Consider the following 15,787-nt stretch of genomic DNA (forward strand, 5'->3'; position numbering starts at 1 on the left):
CCAGTCCCTACCTCTGCCGTGCCGACGAGCGCTCCGGCTCGGCGGTTCGACGGTGGAGCCGGTCGCGAGCCACGAGTTCGACCGTCAGCGCCAACGCGATCGCCTCGACCGCCAGCAGCGCGATGAGCACGAAGACCTGGACGGCGCCGGCCTGCACCGGAGAGGCGCCGGCCAGCAGCATCCCGACGAACGCGCCCGGCAGTGTGACGAGACCTACCGTCCTGGTCTGGTCGAGGGCGGGCAGCAGGGCGTCGGAGGCGGCGGGTCGGGCGATCTCGAGCCGGGCGTCGCGGTCCAGGAAGCCCAACGCCAGACAGGCCTCGACCTCGCCGTGCCGCTGGGCGAGTTCGTCCAGTGCGCGCCGTCCGGCGAGCACGGTCGCGGTGAGTGCGCCGCCGATGAGGATTCCGGTCACGGGCACGATCGCGATACCGGGAACGGGAAGCAGACCGGCCAGGACGAGTCCGGCCATCACGGGCGCCACCGGAGCCGCGAGCGGCACGGCCGCCCACCACCAGGTGCGGTTCGTGGTGATCCGCCGCCCCGCCGTGCGGGTCGCCACGGCGAACATGAGGAACAGGAAACCGAGCAGGGCCGCGGTGTGGCGCACGGCCCAGACGATCACCAGGGACACCACGGCCAGTTGCACGGCCGCCCGCGCGCCCGCCACGGCTATCTCGCGGGCCCGCCCGCAGGAGCCGTCCGGCGCGAGCCGGAACCAGGCGGCGCTCGCGGCGCCCATGAGCAGCAGCAGGACCAGGGCCACGGCCAGTGCCGTGTTGACGGGCAACAGGGTCTCGACGGCGAGGCTGGGCACCGGGAAATCCTAGATGACGGCCGCCAGTTGCAGATTGAGCGGACCTCGGTGAGCGGTGGCCCGGGGCTCCGCTCTCGGCAGGTTCCGGCGGGGAGGGCGAGACTCATCGGCGTACGCCATCCGGAGCCCGCAGCTGCGCCCGTGCGGTCCTTTCCGCTTGCCACCGTCACCGGCTCCCGTAGCGTGGCCGTATGCGCGTGCTGGTCGTCGAGGACGAGGAGCGGTTCGCAGCCGGGCTCAGGGACGGGCTCGAGGCCGAGGGCTTTGCCGTGGACGTCGCGCTCGACGGGGTCGACGGACTGTGGCTGGCGCGCGAGAACGCGTATGACGCGATCATCCTCGACATCATGCTGCCGCGCCTCAACGGCTACCGGGTCTGCCGGGCGCTGCGCGGCGAGGGCGACTGGACGCCGATCCTCATGCTCACCGCCAAGGAGGGCGAGTGGGACCAGGTGGAGGGCCTAGACACCGGAGCCGACGACTACCTCACGAAGCCGGTCTCGTACGCCGTACTGCTCGCCCGGCTGCGGGCACTGCTGCGGCGCCAGGCGCACGAGCGGCCCGCCGTGCTCGCGGTGGGCGACCTGCGGTTGGACCCGGCCGCGCGCACGGTGACCCGGGCGGGGCGTCAGATCGAGGTCACGGCAAGGGAGTTGGCCTTGCTGGAGTTCCTCATGCGGCGGGCGGGCGAAGCCGTGAGCAAGCGGACGATCCTCGACCACGTGTGGGGTGACGACTTCGAGGGCGATCCGAACATCGTCGAGGTGTACGTCGGGCGGCTGCGCAACAAGGTCGACCGTCCCCTCGGACGGAACTCGCTGCGGACGGTGCGGGGGCACGGGTACCGGCTGGTGCCGGATGGTGGGTAAGCGGCGGCGCCTGCGGGCGGTGCGTGTCCGGGCCACGGTGATCACCGTCGTGGCGGTCGCGCTCGCACTGGTCGCCGGGGGCACCGTGTTGGTACTGGGGCTGCGAGCCGAGCTGAGCAACGACGTACGGGACGCCGCACGCTCCCGCGCCACCGAGGTGGCCCGGGTGATCGAGGCGGGGCGTGGGGTGCCCGCGGTGGCCGTGGCCGATCCCGACGAGGAGTTCCTCCAGGTGGTCGACGAGCAAGGGACGGTCGTCGCGGCGAGTTCGAACGTCGAGGGTCTTCCGGCGCTGGCCGATCTGCGGCCCGGCGGCAGCACCGAGGTCGACACGCCGATCGACGAAGACCCCTTCCTGGTGGTGGCGGTCGGGGCGCGGGACGGAGACCGGAGGTTCACGGTCCTGGACGGCCGTACGCCCGCCGGGGTCGCCGAGGCCACTGCCACGGTCACCCGGATGCTGCTGATCGGCCTGCCCGTGCTGCTGTTGCTGGCCGCCGCCGCGACCTGGGCGGCCGTGGGCCGGACGCTGCGATGGGTCGCACAGGCCGAGGAGGCACAGCGGCGCTTCGTCTCGGACGCCTCCCACGAACTGCGCTCACCCCTCGCCACGGTACGGCAGCACGCCGAGGTGGCCCTCGCCCACCCGAGCGGCGCGGACGCCGGACGACTGGCCGGGACGGTCCTGGACGAAGCCGAACGCATGCAGCGCCTCGTGGACGATCTCCTGCTCCTCGCCCGCGCCGACGAGGACGCGATCCGGCCGCGGCGACGCCCCGTCGACCTGGACGACCTGGTGCTCGAGGAAGCCCGGCGGCTGCGGGAGCGGCGGGACGGCCCGCGCGTCGACTGCGCCGGGGTCTCGGCGGGGAGGGTTCTGGGCGACGAGGACGCCCTGCGCCGCGTGGTCCGCAACCTCGCCGAGAACGCCGACCGCCACGCCCGCTCCCGGGTCTCCCTGACACTCGGCACCACCGGCGGTGTCGTACGGCTGGACGTGGACGACGACGGTCCCGGGGTGCCGGAGGGAGAGCGGGCCCGGATCTTCGAACGTTTCGTACGCCTGGACCAGGCCCGCGCACGCAGACAGGGCGGATCCGGCCTCGGTCTGGCGATCGTCGCCGAGCTGGTGGCGGCGCACGGCGGGACGGTGAGGGTGGGGACGGCGCCGGGGCTGGGCGGGGCGAGGTTCACGGTGACATTGGCCGCCACGCCGTAGCGGGCGCGGGGCTGTGACAGTGCGCGGCGGCTCCGTCTCCCACTCCCGGCTGACAGCGCGTTCAGGTGCGTTCAGCGTCTGTTCAGCGCGGGCGCGGGACCGTGAGGGCAGGCCATACGCCCGAAGGGGGCAGCCATGAACACTCACCGCCGCATCCTGCTGACCGGAGCCCCCGTGACCGCCGCCGCGCTGCTGGCCGGCGCGTGTTCCGGGGGTGGTCCGGCCGACCGTGCCGAGCCGAGCGCCTGCGTGCGCGTCATCGACGAGAAGACGGGCAGAGCCGGCTCCTCCTGCCTGCCTACGGCGCCCGCGAAGGACCGGGTCGACGTCACGGAGCCGCGCTTCGCCCATCCGACGCGGATCACCAACCCGCTGCACCCCACCAGTGAGGTCACACAGATCATCATGGGCGGGCAGGTGGACGGCAAACCCTTCCGCACCGAGGTCAGCCTGCTGCCCGGTACGAAGACCATCGAAGTGGACGGCCAGCCGGTCGAGGCCCGTATCAGCCAGTACGCCGCCTTCTCCGACGGCCGGATCCACGAGGTCGCCCTCGACTGGTACGCACAGTCCGACGACGGATCCGTCTGGTACCTCGGCGAGGACGTCTTCAACTACGACAACGGCGTCGTCGCCGACACCGAGGGCACCTGGCAGGCGGGCCGCGACCACGCACCGGCTGCGATGATCATGCCGGCGGACCCGAGGAAGGGCGACGTCTACCGCCCCGAGAACCTCCCGGAGATCGTCTTCGAGGAGGTGACCGTCCAGGCCGTGGACCAGACGGTCGACGGGCCCTACGGCAGGGTCGAGGGCGCGATGACCGTCCGCGAGCTGCACATGGACGGCTCCACCGAGGAGAAGGTGTTCGCCCCGGGGTACGGGGAGTTCTCGACCGGTACGAAGGGCGGCGACCTGGAGGCGGTGTCGCTCGCGGTGCCCACCGACGTGAAGCCGGGCCCGGTGCCGGCCCGCCTGGCTGCCTTGGATCGCGCGGTCGTCGGCGCCCACCAGTCTCCGAGGGCCGCCACCGTGCGCGAGGTCCGCTCCGCGTGGGACGCGTACCGCGCCTCCGACGCCGTACCGGACCTGCTGGAGCGGCAGATGGAGCGTGACCTCGTCGCTCTGGAGAACGCCGGGAACCGTGAGCGGGCGCAGGGCCCCGCGCTGCGCGTCGCCCAGAACGTGACGGACCTACGGCTCCGCTACGAGCCCGTGCCCACGGTCGATCTGGACCGACTCGCCCTCTGGACACGCCAGTTGACGGTCGACGCGAAAGCCGGGAACGAGGGGGCGGTGGCGGGCGACGTCACCGGCCTGGAAATCGTGTGGGAGCGAGTGCGCCACGAGGTCCAGGACGCCGAGACGGTGGACGCAGACCTCGGAAAGCTCCGAGCGGCCGCCGATGGCAAGGACACAGCGGAGATACAGCGCCTCGCGCCCGCGTTCACCCAACGCATCGCGGGACTGAGCGGCTCCTAGCTCCGTCCCGCGTCAGTCGGAGGTCCTGGTCAGCAACGTCCGTGCCTGCGTTCGACCAGTACGGGTACGAAATCGCGCACGGGCCGGTCCGTGAAAGACGCGAGGGCCTCGGCTACGGCCGACTCGACCTCGGCCGGGTTGTGTGTCGCGCTGAAATCGTCCGTCAGGCGTCCCACCATCCCGCGGATGGCCTCGTTCTCGCGTGCCTTGTCGGCCACGGCTCCACCTGTCTGGAAGGGCGCGTCTCAGGCTCCGCCGAGACGCTCGCGCGGCCGTACCGCGTTGCGGTGATCATTGCACTGCGCTCGCGGCACATCGTCGGGAACCGGCCATGCCTGGTGGGCCTGGAGGGCGAGACTGACCAGGGTCATGAGCAGATGGACGTCCCCGGTGACGTCGAGGCGCAGCGTCACCCAGTGCGAGCCGGGCACCAGCCGGACGGCGGCCGCGGTCGTGAGGTGTTCCTCGAACCTCTTGACGGCGCGGGCCGTGAGGTACAGGTCGACATCGTCGTCGGAGTGGAAATGGGCGATCTCGCCATGAGGTGAGCGCAGTGCCCGGCCGATGCCGCAGCTCGGCTCCGTCTCGGTCAGGTCGGGCCAGGTCGCCAGCTGTGTGAAGGCGTGTGCGGCCAACGTCATGCGCTCATCATGCCCCCCTCACCCCTTGGACACCAGGATGTGAGGGGTTCGTAACCGGTGCGCAGCGCGTGAACGTCCGCATGCGGACCCGGTCTTGCGCCGGCCCTTACTCGGCTGTGGCCGCCCGCTCGGTTTCCGTCGCGAGACGTGCGGTCCGGGTCTGCGGTCGGGTCCTGGCGAGTCCGTTTTCCACGGCCCTGAGAAGGGCGAGCGCGGCGTCGAGGTGTTCGGTGTCGTGGTGGGCGGCTTCGGAGACGGTCGTGGCCCATTCCCGTCGTACGAGGGTGGTGTTGCTGCGGCCGCGCTCGGTGGAGTGGACCGTCACCCCGCGACCGTCGTCCGACTGGGCGCGCCGCTCGATGAACCCCTTTTGTTCGAGCCCGCGCAGGACGGTGGACAGGTTGGTGCGCTGCAGGCCGGTCGCGTCCGCGATGCGGCTGGGCGGCGCCGCGGGGTCGCTCTTGAGGTAGCGCATCACCATGCCCTCGGACTGCGACAGGTGGACCGCTCGCTCGTCGGTGTAGCGGCGGAACTGGATCTCCCTGCTGATGATCAGCACGAGGTCGGCCAGTTCGGCCCACCGTTGCTCGTGGTCCGGCCCTGCTGTCGGGTCTGTCTGCTGCGGTCGGTCCTCTGTCACGGCTCCAGGTTACGGGCTTGCCGCCAGTTGGTTATAGGCGCATACTCATTATGTGCTCATAGTTATGAGTACATAACATCCCTCTTCTGGAGTCGTCGTGACGACAACAACCTCCTCACAGGCCGGCGCGAGCACGCTGTCGCCCCACGCCGTGGCGCGCGGGGGCGGGCTGCACCCGGCCGGAGTGTTCATCCTGCTGGCGGGCGCGTTCCTGCCGATCATGGACTTCTTCATCACCAACGTCGCCCTGCCCAGCATCGACGCCTCCCTGCACGCCTCGGCATCCGCACTGGAGTTGGTGATCGCCGGGTACGGAGTGGCGTACGCGACCCTGCTCGTCCTCGGCGGCCGGCTGGGCGACCGCTACGGCCGTCGCCGGGTCTTCCTCGGCGCCCTCGTCGGCTTCGTCCTGGCCTCGCTGGCCTGCGGCATCGCCCCGAACGTGGGTGCACTGATCGGTGCACGAACAGTCCAGGGCGCCACCGCCGCCCTGCTCATCCCCCAGACCCTGGCGACCTTCCACCAGGTCCTCGAAGGGGAGCGCAAGGCCCGTGCCGTGGCCCTGTACGGGGCCACCTCCGGCATCGCCGCCGTCGTCGGTCAGCTGGTGGGCGGTGTGCTGGTCAGCGCCGACATCGCCGGCACCTCGTGGCGGCCGATCTTCCTGGTCAACGTGCCGATCGGCGTGATCGTCCTGATCGTCGCGGCCCGGATCGTGCCCGACACCCGCTCGCACCACCCCGTCGGCATCGACCTGCCCGGCACCGTGCTGTTCGCCGCCACCCTGACCGCCCTGCTCGTCCCCCTCACGGAGGGCCACTCCCTGGGCTGGCCGTGGTGGACCTGGCTGCTGCTCGCCGCCGCGGTCGTGCTCGGTGTCGCCACCTACGCCGTGGAGAAGCGCGCCGAGCGGCGCGGCGAGGTCCCGCTGCTGCCGCCGTCGCTGCTGCGCCTGCCGTCGATGTCCCGCGGCCTGGTCATGGTGTTCGCCTTCAGTATCGGCTTCGGCGCGTTCATGTTCGTCTTCGCGCTCACCATCCAGAACGGCCTGCACGCCGACGCCCTGCACGGCGGTCTGGCGATCCTGCCGATGGCCCTGCTCTTCTTCGCGGGCTCCCTGCTCGCACCCCGCCTCCTCACCCGCTTCGGCAGGGCGGCCCTGTCCACCGGGGCCGTCGTCCAACTCGCCGGACTGGTCTCCCTGGTGGCGGTCCTGCTCGTGAAGTGGCCGCACGTCAGCCTGTGGGCCATGGCTCTGCCGCTCGCCCTGGCCGGGGCCGGGCAGTCGATACTGTTCGCCGGCCTGTTCCGCAGCGTCCTGGCCGACGTCCCCGCCCACCTCGGAGGCATCGGCAGCGGCGCGCTGATCACTCTCCAGCAGAGCGGACTCGCCCTCGGCGTGGCCACGCTCGGCACCCTCTACATCAGCCTCGCACCGCACGGCGTCGCGCACGCCTTCGCGGGAGTCGAGTACGTGCACATGGGCATCGTCGCCCTCCTCGCGATCGGCGCCGCCGCCCTGCCGCGCTTCGCCCCGGCCGCGTCCACACCGGCCGTCGATGCCTGAACCGTCCGCTCTCGAACCTCTCGTAAGGGAGCAGTGATGAGTCTTCTCGGCTTGTCGCGATGGCAGTTCGCCATCACCGTCATGTTCCACATGACCTTCCCGGCGATCACCGTCGGACTCTCGATCTTCCTGTCGGTCGTCTACGGCCTGTACTGGCGCACCGGCAGGGCGGTCTACCTGCAGATGTTCCGTTTCTGGCGGCGCATCTTCGCCGTCGGCTTCGCCATCGGCGTGGTCGCCGGCGCCGTCATCACCTTCCAGATGGGCCTCAACTGGGGCGTGTACGGCGCGAAGACGGGCCCCGTCATCGGGCCGATCATCGGCATGGAGGTCGTGACCGCCTTCTTCGTCGAGGCCGGCTTCATCGGTGTCCTGCTCTACGGGGACGGCCGCGTCCGCGAGGGCACCATGTTCCTGTCCACCGTCATGGTGGCGATCGGCACCGTCCTGTCGTCCACGTGGATCATCGCGGCGAACTCGTGGATGCAGACGCCCGCCGGATTCAAGGTTGTCCACGGGCAGTTCGAGCCCACGGACTGGATGCGGGTCATCTTCAACCCGTCGTTCATCTGGCGCTGGCCGCACATGCTGGCCGCCGTGCTGATCTCGGCGAGCTTCTTCGTGGCCGGGATCTCGGCCTGGTACCTGGTCAAGGGGCGCGCGAAGGGGTTCGCCCGCCGTTCGATGTCGGTCGCGCTCGGGATCGCCGCGCTGCTGATGCCTGTTCAGCTCTACCTCGGCGACAGTGTCGCCGGGCATGAACTGCCGTATCAGCTCTCGAAGTTGGAGGCGATCGAGGGCAACTGGGACAACGGTGACACCGGCTTCGTGCTGTTCTCCGTCCCGGACCAGCAAGCCGCGCGGAACATCGCCGAACTCGACATACCCTGCCTCGGCAGTTACATCGCCAAGGACCTCAGCTGCAAGACGGCCATGCCCGGCCTGAAGCTCACCCCGGCCGCCGACCGGCCCGACATGGCCGCGACCTTCTGGGGCTTCCGCGTCATGTTCCTGGCGGCCGTGCTGATGTTCGGCACCGCGTTCGCCGCCACGGTTCTGCGCATGCGCAACCGGCTGTGGACCGCGCGCCGGTTCCACCGGTTCGTCCTGTGGACGACACCGGTGGGGATCCTGGCCATCCTCGGCGGGTGGGTCACCGCCGAGGCGGGCCGGCAGCCGTGGATCGTGTTCGGGCAGCTCCGCACCTCGGCCGCGGTGTCCCACCTGGCCCCCGGCGAAGTCCTGTTCTCGGTGTTCGGCTTCTCCGCGCTCTACCTGATCATGCTCGTGGCCTACGTCGCTTACATCGTCCGCACGATGCGCATCGGTCCGGAACGCGACGACCCCCGCCGGGAACCGCCACCACGGGTCGCTCCCATTGCGCCGGCCCCGAGGGAGGTGGCGGCCCGATGACCACCACCCTCTGGTCGGCGACCGTACTCCTCTGCCTCCTGATGTACGTCGTACTGGACGGCTACGACCTCGGCATCGGCGTCGCCACCCTCTTCGAACGCGACCCCGCACACCGGCGGCACATGCTGGAGTCCGTCGCGGTGGGCTGGGACGGCAACGAGACCTGGCTCATCCTGCTCGGCGTCGCGCTCTGGGCAGGTTTCCCGCTCGCCTTCGGCACGCTGCTGCCGCACGCATACCTGCCGCTGACCGTGATGCTGTTCTCCCTGATCGTGCGCGGCGTGAGTGTCGAGATGGCGTCCCAGGCGCCGCCGGCACCCCGCTGGACGGCCGCCTTCGGCGTGGCGTCGTCGCTGGCCGCGTTCGCGCAGGGCTTCGCCCTGGGGACCCTGACCTCGGCTGTACAGCTGCGGGGCGATGTCTCCACCGACCCGGCCTTCGGGGCCTTCAGCTGGTTCTGCGTGCTGTCGGGGCTCACCGTCACGGCCGCGTACACGGCTCTCGGCTACGCGTACACCAAGCACAAGTCCTCCGGGCTCCTGCGGGAGTCGGCGGGCAGGCGGGGCGCGGTCGCCACGGGGCTCGGGGGAGTGCTGCTGGTCCTCGTTCTCGTCACCGTCGACACCACCGCGGCGCCGCTGAACCTGGACAGTCCGGGGCGTGTCTTCGCCTTCGCCGTCCTGCTGCTGTTCGCCGCCGGGGGAGGGGCCACCTCACTCGTCACCTTCCCGTGGAAGCGGCGGACGGGGGCGGCGGACAGCCTGCCTCTCGGCGGACTCGTCGTCGCGACCGTGTCGGTGTTCCTCGCCCTGGCCGTGGCCCGCTTCCCGGTGCTCCTGCCGCCGCACCTCACCGTCGACGGTACGGCCGGCCCGCACCCCACGATGGTCTTCATCCTCGTCGGCATCGGTCTGAACATGCCGCTGGTGCTGGCCTACAACGTGTTCGCCCACCGGGCCTTGGCCGGAAAGCCCGACACCGCAGGAGCACGCTCATGACCAACCGGAACTCACTGCCCATGCCGGTCCGTGTCGTGCTGCGGCTGCTCGCCGCAGCCGTCTGGACCGTGCTGGGGCTGCTCGCCTACGTCGTCTGCCAGGGGATGTTCGGTGGCTACCGGCAGATCCACTCGCAGCTGCTGACCACCCTGGGCATGATCGCCATCGCCCTGACCGGTGGCATCGCGTGGATCGTCGACGAACGGCGCCCTCATGACGACGAATGAGACGCACGGGAAGGGCGACGACGCCTGGCTGGCCGAGTGCGCCGCGCCGGGGCGGCACTCGTTCGGTCTGGCGAGTGCCCTCCAGACGCTGGAGACACTCTTCACGATCGCCCGCTGGGGCACCCTCGCCTGGACGGCCCAGGCGGTGATGGACCGGGCCGCGGCGCACGAGAGATGGGCACTGGTGGCCTTCGCCGTCACGAGCGCGCTCGCGGTGGGCGCCGGCTGGACGGCGGGCACGCTCGCGACGCGGGGCGCGCGTGCCGTCGCGACCGGTCTGCGGCAGCGGTTGACGGCGGCTCTGCTGCCGACCGCCGGACGGATCGGCGAGACCGGTCCGGCCGAGGCCGCGTGGGCGATGGTCGATCTGGCCGACGACGTCGCCGACTTCCACGCGCGGACCGCGCCCCTGAGCCGGTCGGCACCGCTGTCGATGATCGCCGTCCTGGCGGTCACCGCCACCGTGCACTGGCCGGCTGCCATCGTGCTCGCCCTGACCACCGCGCTGCTGCCCCTGAACATGCGCCTGGCGGGACTGTTCGCCCAGCACGGCGCCGACCGCCAACTGGCCGCGACCCGGCACCTGAACGCCGTCGTCCTCGACAGTTTCCGCGGCCTGCGGACCCTGCGCGAACTCGGCGCGGTCGGCCGCCGCGGCCGCACCCTGACCACGGCCGCCGAGCGGCTGAACAAGGCGACGATGAGTGTGCTGCGCCGGGCCTTCCTGTCCGGGATGATCATGGACCTCGTCATCACGTTCTCCATCGCGGTCAACGCCACCTACATCGGCCTGTCGCTGCTCGGCTATGTACAGGTGCCGCACGCGCCACACCTCGACCTGTTCACCGGACTGCTGGTGCTGCTGGTGTGTCCGATGTACTTCGCCCCGATGCGCGCCAGGGCCTCCGCCTTCCATCAGCGGGAACGTGCCGTGATGGCGGCCGGCGCCATCCGGGCCGTCGTCGAGGACACCCCCGCCGCAGCGATCCGAACAGCCGGGCCGCAGCTGACCGAGCCGGTCGGTGTGTCGCTGACAGCGGTCCGGTTCCGCTACGGCGGCGCCGACCGCGACACCCTCCATGCCGACGCCGAGCTCGCACCGGGCACCTGGACCGCGGTCACGGGTGCCTCCGGTTCCGGGAAGAGCACCCTGCTGTCGCTGATCGCCGGCCTGCGTCGACCGTCGGCCGGACAGGTCCGGTGGCAGACCCCGTCCGCACGGCACGCTCCGGCCCTCGGCGGCTGCGCCTGGGTGGGACAGCAGACCGTGCTGCTCGACGCGACCGTCCGCGACAACATCCGCCTCGGCCGCCCGGCCGCCACCGAGCGGGAGATCCGGCGAGCCGTCGATGCCGCCGGACTGAGCGCCGTGATCGAGCGTCTGCCCGAGGGGCTCAACACCCGTCTCGGTGAAGGGGGTTGGGGTGTGTCGACGGGCGAGGCCCGCCGGATCGCCATCGCCCGCGCCTTTCTGCGTGGAGCCCGGCTCTGGCTGCTCGACGAGCCGACCGCCCACCTCGACGCGGACAGCGAACGCGAGGTCGTCGAGGCCCTGCGGACAGCCACCGACGGCTGCACCGTCGTCATCGCCACCCACTCCTTCCCACTGGCCGCCGCGGCCGACTCGGTGCTCACGATCGACGACGGCGTTCTGCACGACGCGACGCCGGTGACCGCGCGATGAGCGGTCGTCGCCCGAACGACCGTGCCCGGCGGGGGAGTTCCCTCGCGGCCGGCGGGCTGGTGCTCGCGGTCGTCGCCGAACTGTCCTCCGCCGCACTGGTCGGCCTGTCGGGCTGGTTCATCAGCGCCTGCGCCGTCGCCGGGGCGGCCACGTTCAGCTCCTTCTCCTACGTCGCTCCCAGCGGGGGTGTGCGTGCCTTCGCCATGACCCGCGTCGCCGGGAACTACTCCAGGCGCCTGGTGCTGCACGCGGCAGCCCTGCGTCGGATCGCGGCCGCACGCTCAGGTCTCTTCGACCGGGCAGCGGTCGGCGAGCGGGGACAGGAGGACCGTCTGTGGTCGGGTGAACTGCTCGACCGTGGCATGGCCGACACCGACAGCGCCGGGATGGCGTTGATCGAGTCCACGACCCCCGTCGTCGTCACCGCCGTGCTGACGGTCGCCGCCGTCCTTGCCGTCGCGGCGTCCACGTCCGTCGTGCCGGCAGCCGTACTCGCGGCCGGCGTCGCCGTCATGGCCGTGACCGCCCACCGCGCGCCCGGCACCGCCGGCGAAGCCGAGCAGCGCACCCGCAAGGCACTGCGCGCCGAACTCGTCACCGCCGTCGACGCCTGGACGGAGCTGGCATCGCTCGGCGCCGCCGAGCAGCTCGCGGCGCGTACGACGGCGCGGTTCACCCGACTCGCCACCGCGCGGGCAACGGCCGGCCGGCGCAGGCACCTGACCGAGCTTGGCGGCGGCCTGATCGGCACAGCCACCCTGATCGCCACGGTCGCCACCGAGGGCGCACCGGATGTCCCCACGTATGTGTTCGTCGTCCTGTTGTCCCTCGGAGTGCTGGCACAGGCCGAGCAACTGGCGGCCGCTGCCGAAGCCCGAGCCACCGCGAAGGCCGCACACCACCGGCTCACGACAACCGCGCCGCTCACCACCAGCGCCCCCGCCGCTGCGGAGATACGGTCCTGGTCCACCGAGCGGGGCATCGGCTTCGCCGACTACGCCCTACCGCCGATGGCCCTCCGGCCGGGGCGCGTCCTCGGGGCGACCGTCCCCCGAGGCACGATGCTCGTCGTCACGGGCCGCTCCGGCAGCGGCAAGAGCACCCTTCTCCGAGCCCTCACCGCGTCGCTGCGGCAAGGCGCCGAAGGCCGTGACGGCCGGCCCGCCGTCGTGGCCGTCGCCCCCGACGACCACCTCTTCACCGGCACCCTCGGATCCAACTGGCGTCTCGCCGACCCCGCCCTGACCGACGACGAGATCGACGAACGCCTCGCCGAACTGCTGCTGAACGACAGCGGACTGACCGCCACCACGGCCGTCGGTCCCGGCGGCAGGCAGCTCTCGGGCGGGGAACTGCGCCGGGTCTACCTGGGCCGGGCCCTGGCCCGCCACCCCCACGTCCTGATCGTCGACGAACCGACCACGGGCCTGGACGAGCGGACCGCCCGACACGTCCTCGGCATCCTCCAGAGCCTGCCCGACACCACCGTCGTCCTCGCCCTGCACGCCGTACCGGAGTGGCTCGACGCCTCGCCACACATGACGCGGCTGCCGCTCGACCACCCGGGACCGCAATTCCGCACCTCCCAGGAGACGCCATGACCACAACACCAGCCCGCGACGTGCTCGCCGACCCCTACCGAGCGCGGCCGGACATGACCCCGGCCGCAGCGGAGCGCCGGGCCGGCTTCGAGCCGGTCCTGACGCATCTCGACCGGCTCTATTCGGCAGCCCTGCGCATGACCGGCTCCCTGACCGACGCCGAGGACCTCGCCCAGGAGACGTACGTCAGGGCCTGCACCTCGTTATCCGACGCGCTCGACCACGTGCCCGACGCGGACGTCGAAGCGGCACTGCAGGCCATCCCCGGGGGCTTCCGGATCGTCGTGTACCTCTTCGACGTCGAGGGCTTCACCGTTCGGGAGATTGCAGACATCACGCGGACCCCCGTCGGCACGGTGCTGTCCCGACTGCACCGGGGGCGCAGGCAGTTGCGCGCGCTGCTGGCCCGCCGGCCATCGACATGTACATATCCGGCTTCCCGGCCATGTCAGGTCGTCATCGGGCCCGTCAGCGACAGCGTCGGCCAGCGAGGACTGTTGTTCGGCGGCTGCGCCGGATTCGCTCTCGTGGCCCTGGCCTGCGCGTTCGCCCCCGGCGTCGGTACGCTCATCGCCGCCCCCGTCATCGGCGGCGCGATCCTGTCCGTGGCCTCCCTGGCGGGCCGTCTTCGTCGCACTCTGCCTCGCCGGAGTACTCCTGCTCGTCGTGGTGCTGGGTGGGCTGCGCCCTGGTACTCGGCTGGCCTCGGCCGCGCTGTTCACCTACACCAGCGGCTCCGGCTTCGTCTTCGAACGCGTCCGCGGTCCTTTGCGGCGCGATCGCTTCCCCTGCGGTCCGCCTGTGGGCTGTCGCTCCGTCAGAGCGGGGCATGGTTATGGATGCATGATGATTATAGAGATATAGTTATGAGGTCATACTTTCTCGAGTCGAGGTCTGACATGAACCAAGGAACGGAATCCGCAGGAAATCCGACACGACGTCAACTGCTGCACACCGCGGCCATCGGAGGGACGGCCGCCGCCGCGATATCGCTGCTCCCCGCATCCGCAGCCTGGGCCGACACGCGGGCACGCGGCGGCTCGCAGTACGTCAAGGGGGTCGACGTCCTCCCCGACGCCTCCCACGCCACCAGCGCCCTCGTCGCTCACATCCGCGGCTACTACCAGGCGAAGAGCGACCGCAACCTCGCATGGCAGTCGTCCTACTTCTCGCACCGGCGCACCACCTACATCGACGCGATCCTCGGGTGGCACTGGTACACCTGGCAGGACCTGCACGACGCACTGGCGACCTTCTATCCCAAGTGGCCGAAGGACAGTAAGTCGTATCCCACCCGGATCCTCGGGGACACGACGAGCGCGATCCTCTTCTTCACCGACACGCCGGGCATGTTCGGCCCCGGCCAGGTGCGCAACGCGGGCGCGGTCAACTTCGACCGACAGGGAAAGATCGAGCGCTGGGTCGACTACTGGGACGCCAGGCAGTTCGGAGTGGCCGACTGGCAGAAGGAACAGGAGCCGCCGAACCAGTGGCCGACCGACTTCCGGGAATCCACGGTCGGAGAGACCGCCTCACCGCTGATGCGCCGAGTCGTCACCGGCCTCGCGGACGCCCTGCGCAGGAACGACATCGCCGCGGCGATGGATCTCTTCTCGTCCGACGCCGTCTTCGAGGACGTGCCGGCGCACATCCAGATCACCAGCAAGGCGAGCATCCAGGCGTACCTCACGAAGGCCGGCTCGGCACTGCCGTACGTCGGCGCGGGCACCGGCGTACGGCACGTCCTCGGCAACGATGTCGGAGGCGGGTACGAATGGACCGCGGCCCGCGGCCCGGTCCCCCGGGGCATCACCGGTATCGAACTGGACCCGTGGGGCAGGATCGAGCGTCTCACCGCCGTGTGGAACGGCGCCTACGCCGACGACGCCCTGCTGACCCTGCTGGCGCGGAAGGCGATCGAACGCTGAAGGTCACGGCCGTGCGGCGATCGGTCCATGGGCCGACCGCGCACACGTGATGACGCTCCGGCCGAGCGGGCGCACCGCATGCCGCTCGCTCGGCCGGAGAGCCGCCGCCGGCCCGCGCCGGAGCGGCCGAGTCCTCATGGCACCGGGATGTGTCCGCGTGCGTCGGAGAGCTGCTCGGTACCCTGCACGACATCCTCCAGGGCCTCGCCGAACGCACCGCCATGACCCACCTGGCCCTGGTGCATGGCGACGTCAGCCCCCAGAACATCCTCGTCGGCCCGGCGGGACCCGTGCTCCTGGACGCCGCGTGCGCCTGGTACGGCGACCCCGCCTTCTGCCTCAACCATCTGCCCCTCAAGAGCCCGGTGCTGCCGGGTCGGCGGGCCGAACTCGTGGGATCCTCCCGTGCGTTGACCGAGGCGCGACTGGAACCCCGGTCGGCCCTCGTTCTGCTCGCGCGCGTGGACGGCAAGTCCCCGGTCGAGTACCTCACGGACGACCAGCACCGGCAGTTCGTACGCGGGACGGCGGCTGCCCTGCTCCGGGCCGCGATGACTTTCGTCCTTAGTGAGCGTTTGATTCCTATATCAGATGGTTCATGGTGAATTCCGGAGGCCAGACATGAACAGCGACCCAGGCGATCCGTCGTAAAAGCGGCTTCTGCGGCAATCGGTAGACCAGTCATGCGCCGGTTTCCACCC

The 15,787-nt window shown here is 71.0% G+C and carries 15 protein-coding genes and 1 pseudogene; 12 read left to right on the forward strand and 4 right to left on the reverse strand.

Annotation, left to right across the window (positions count from 1 at the left end):
• Positions 1-7 precede the first annotated feature (7 nt).
• Positions 8-817, reverse strand: a complete 810-nt coding sequence (locus ACFY0U_RS30410) for an ABC transporter permease (protein ID WP_388641257.1) — start codon at positions 815-817, stop codon at positions 8-10.
• A 191-nt stretch (positions 818-1,008) separates the two neighbouring features.
• On the opposite strand from ACFY0U_RS30410, the gene ACFY0U_RS30415 reads away from it, so the two are divergent.
• The 3 genes from ACFY0U_RS30415 to ACFY0U_RS30425 all read left to right on the forward strand — a co-directional run bounded on the left by ACFY0U_RS30415 (position 1,009) and on the right by ACFY0U_RS30425 (position 4,387).
• Positions 1,009-1,686, forward strand: coding sequence for a response regulator transcription factor (locus ACFY0U_RS30415; protein ID WP_388641258.1), 678 nt, complete (start codon positions 1,009-1,011; stop codon positions 1,684-1,686).
• Positions 1,676-2,905, forward strand: a complete 1,230-nt coding sequence (locus tag ACFY0U_RS30420) for a sensor histidine kinase (RefSeq protein ID WP_388641260.1) — start codon at positions 1,676-1,678, stop codon at positions 2,903-2,905. Before ACFY0U_RS30415 ends, ACFY0U_RS30420 begins: the two co-directional genes overlap by 11 nt.
• Positions 2,906-3,040: 135 nt before the next feature.
• On the forward strand, positions 3,041-4,387 hold the full coding sequence (locus ACFY0U_RS30425; protein ID WP_388641262.1) for a hypothetical protein: 1,347 nt from the start codon (positions 3,041-3,043) through the stop codon (positions 4,385-4,387).
• Positions 4,388-4,416: 29 nt separating this feature from the next.
• On the opposite strand, the gene ACFY0U_RS30430 is transcribed toward ACFY0U_RS30425, so the two are convergent.
• The 3 genes from ACFY0U_RS30430 to ACFY0U_RS30440 form a co-directional block, all read right to left on the reverse strand.
• On the reverse strand, positions 4,417-4,605 hold the full coding sequence (locus ACFY0U_RS30430) for a three-helix bundle dimerization domain-containing protein (protein ID WP_388641264.1): 189 nt from the start codon (positions 4,603-4,605) through the stop codon (positions 4,417-4,419).
• A gap of 27 nt (positions 4,606-4,632) precedes the next feature.
• Complete coding sequence (locus tag ACFY0U_RS30435; protein WP_388641266.1) at positions 4,633-5,028, reverse strand: luciferase family protein; 396 nt, start codon at positions 5,026-5,028, stop codon at positions 4,633-4,635.
• Between the two features lie 106 nt (positions 5,029-5,134).
• Positions 5,135-5,668 (reverse strand): MarR family winged helix-turn-helix transcriptional regulator, encoded by a 534-nt coding sequence (locus tag ACFY0U_RS30440; RefSeq protein WP_388641268.1) that lies wholly within the window; start codon positions 5,666-5,668, stop codon positions 5,135-5,137.
• Positions 5,669-5,765: 97 nt separating this feature from the next.
• Between ACFY0U_RS30440 and ACFY0U_RS30445 the strand changes: the two genes are divergently transcribed.
• The 9 genes and pseudogenes from ACFY0U_RS30445 to ACFY0U_RS30485 all read left to right on the forward strand — a co-directional run bounded on the left by ACFY0U_RS30445 (position 5,766) and on the right by ACFY0U_RS30485 (position 15,691).
• On the forward strand, positions 5,766-7,235 hold the full coding sequence (locus ACFY0U_RS30445) for an MFS transporter (RefSeq protein ID WP_388641270.1): 1,470 nt from the start codon (positions 5,766-5,768) through the stop codon (positions 7,233-7,235).
• A 36-nt stretch (positions 7,236-7,271) separates the two neighbouring features.
• On the forward strand, positions 7,272-8,648 hold the full coding sequence (locus ACFY0U_RS30450; protein ID WP_388641271.1) for a cytochrome ubiquinol oxidase subunit I: 1,377 nt from the start codon (positions 7,272-7,274) through the stop codon (positions 8,646-8,648).
• Positions 8,645-9,646, forward strand: coding sequence for a cytochrome d ubiquinol oxidase subunit II (locus tag ACFY0U_RS30455; RefSeq protein ID WP_388641272.1), 1,002 nt, complete (start codon positions 8,645-8,647; stop codon positions 9,644-9,646). The genes ACFY0U_RS30450 and ACFY0U_RS30455 overlap by 4 nt, the downstream gene beginning before the upstream one ends.
• Complete coding sequence (locus ACFY0U_RS30460) at positions 9,643-9,873, forward strand: hypothetical protein (RefSeq protein ID WP_388641273.1); 231 nt, start codon at positions 9,643-9,645, stop codon at positions 9,871-9,873. The genes ACFY0U_RS30455 and ACFY0U_RS30460 overlap by 4 nt, the downstream gene beginning before the upstream one ends.
• Positions 9,860-11,557, forward strand: coding sequence for an ABC transporter ATP-binding protein/permease (locus tag ACFY0U_RS30465; protein ID WP_388641275.1), 1,698 nt, complete (start codon positions 9,860-9,862; stop codon positions 11,555-11,557). Before ACFY0U_RS30460 ends, ACFY0U_RS30465 begins: the two co-directional genes overlap by 14 nt.
• Complete coding sequence (locus ACFY0U_RS30470; RefSeq protein WP_388641277.1) at positions 11,554-13,158, forward strand: ATP-binding cassette domain-containing protein; 1,605 nt, start codon at positions 11,554-11,556, stop codon at positions 13,156-13,158. The genes ACFY0U_RS30465 and ACFY0U_RS30470 overlap by 4 nt, the downstream gene beginning before the upstream one ends.
• Before the next feature lie 56 nt (positions 13,159-13,214).
• A pseudogene (locus ACFY0U_RS30475) lies at positions 13,215-13,562 on the forward strand (sigma factor-like helix-turn-helix DNA-binding protein); the annotation flags it as partial.
• A 495-nt stretch (positions 13,563-14,057) separates the two neighbouring features.
• Positions 14,058-15,086, forward strand: coding sequence for a nuclear transport factor 2 family protein (locus tag ACFY0U_RS30480; RefSeq protein WP_388641475.1), 1,029 nt, complete (start codon positions 14,058-14,060; stop codon positions 15,084-15,086).
• A gap of 149 nt (positions 15,087-15,235) precedes the next feature.
• The gene (locus ACFY0U_RS30485) at positions 15,236-15,691 is read left to right on the forward strand and encodes a hypothetical protein (RefSeq protein WP_388641278.1); all 456 of its coding nucleotides are present in this window, start codon (positions 15,236-15,238) and stop codon (positions 15,689-15,691) included.
• Positions 15,692-15,787: the final 96 nt, after the last annotated feature.

Source organism: Streptomyces sp. NPDC001536 (assembly GCF_042894505.1).
Taxonomy (GTDB): domain Bacteria; phylum Actinomycetota; class Actinomycetes; order Streptomycetales; family Streptomycetaceae; genus Streptomyces.

Bases quoted from the DNA above. Each gene is read 5' to 3' on its own strand.
- ACFY0U_RS30415 (WP_388641258.1), top strand. From the start codon at position 1,009: ATGCGCGTGCTGGTCGTCGAGGACGAGGAGCGGTTCGCAGCCGGGCTC.
- ACFY0U_RS30420 (WP_388641260.1), top strand. From the start codon at position 1,676: ATGGTGGGTAAGCGGCGGCGCCTGCGGGCGGTGCGTGTCCGGGCCACG.
- ACFY0U_RS30425 (WP_388641262.1), top strand. From the start codon at position 3,041: ATGAACACTCACCGCCGCATCCTGCTGACCGGAGCCCCCGTGACCGCC.
- ACFY0U_RS30435 (WP_388641266.1), bottom strand. From the start codon at position 5,028: ATGACGTTGGCCGCACACGCCTTCACACAGCTGGCGACCTGGCCCGAC.
- ACFY0U_RS30450 (WP_388641271.1), top strand. From the start codon at position 7,272: ATGAGTCTTCTCGGCTTGTCGCGATGGCAGTTCGCCATCACCGTCATG.
- ACFY0U_RS30455 (WP_388641272.1), top strand. From the start codon at position 8,645: ATGACCACCACCCTCTGGTCGGCGACCGTACTCCTCTGCCTCCTGATG.
- ACFY0U_RS30460 (WP_388641273.1), top strand. From the start codon at position 9,643: ATGACCAACCGGAACTCACTGCCCATGCCGGTCCGTGTCGTGCTGCGG.
- ACFY0U_RS30465 (WP_388641275.1), top strand. From the start codon at position 9,860: ATGACGACGAATGAGACGCACGGGAAGGGCGACGACGCCTGGCTGGCC.
- ACFY0U_RS30470 (WP_388641277.1), top strand. From the start codon at position 11,554: ATGAGCGGTCGTCGCCCGAACGACCGTGCCCGGCGGGGGAGTTCCCTC.
- ACFY0U_RS30480 (WP_388641475.1), top strand. From the start codon at position 14,058: ATGAACCAAGGAACGGAATCCGCAGGAAATCCGACACGACGTCAACTG.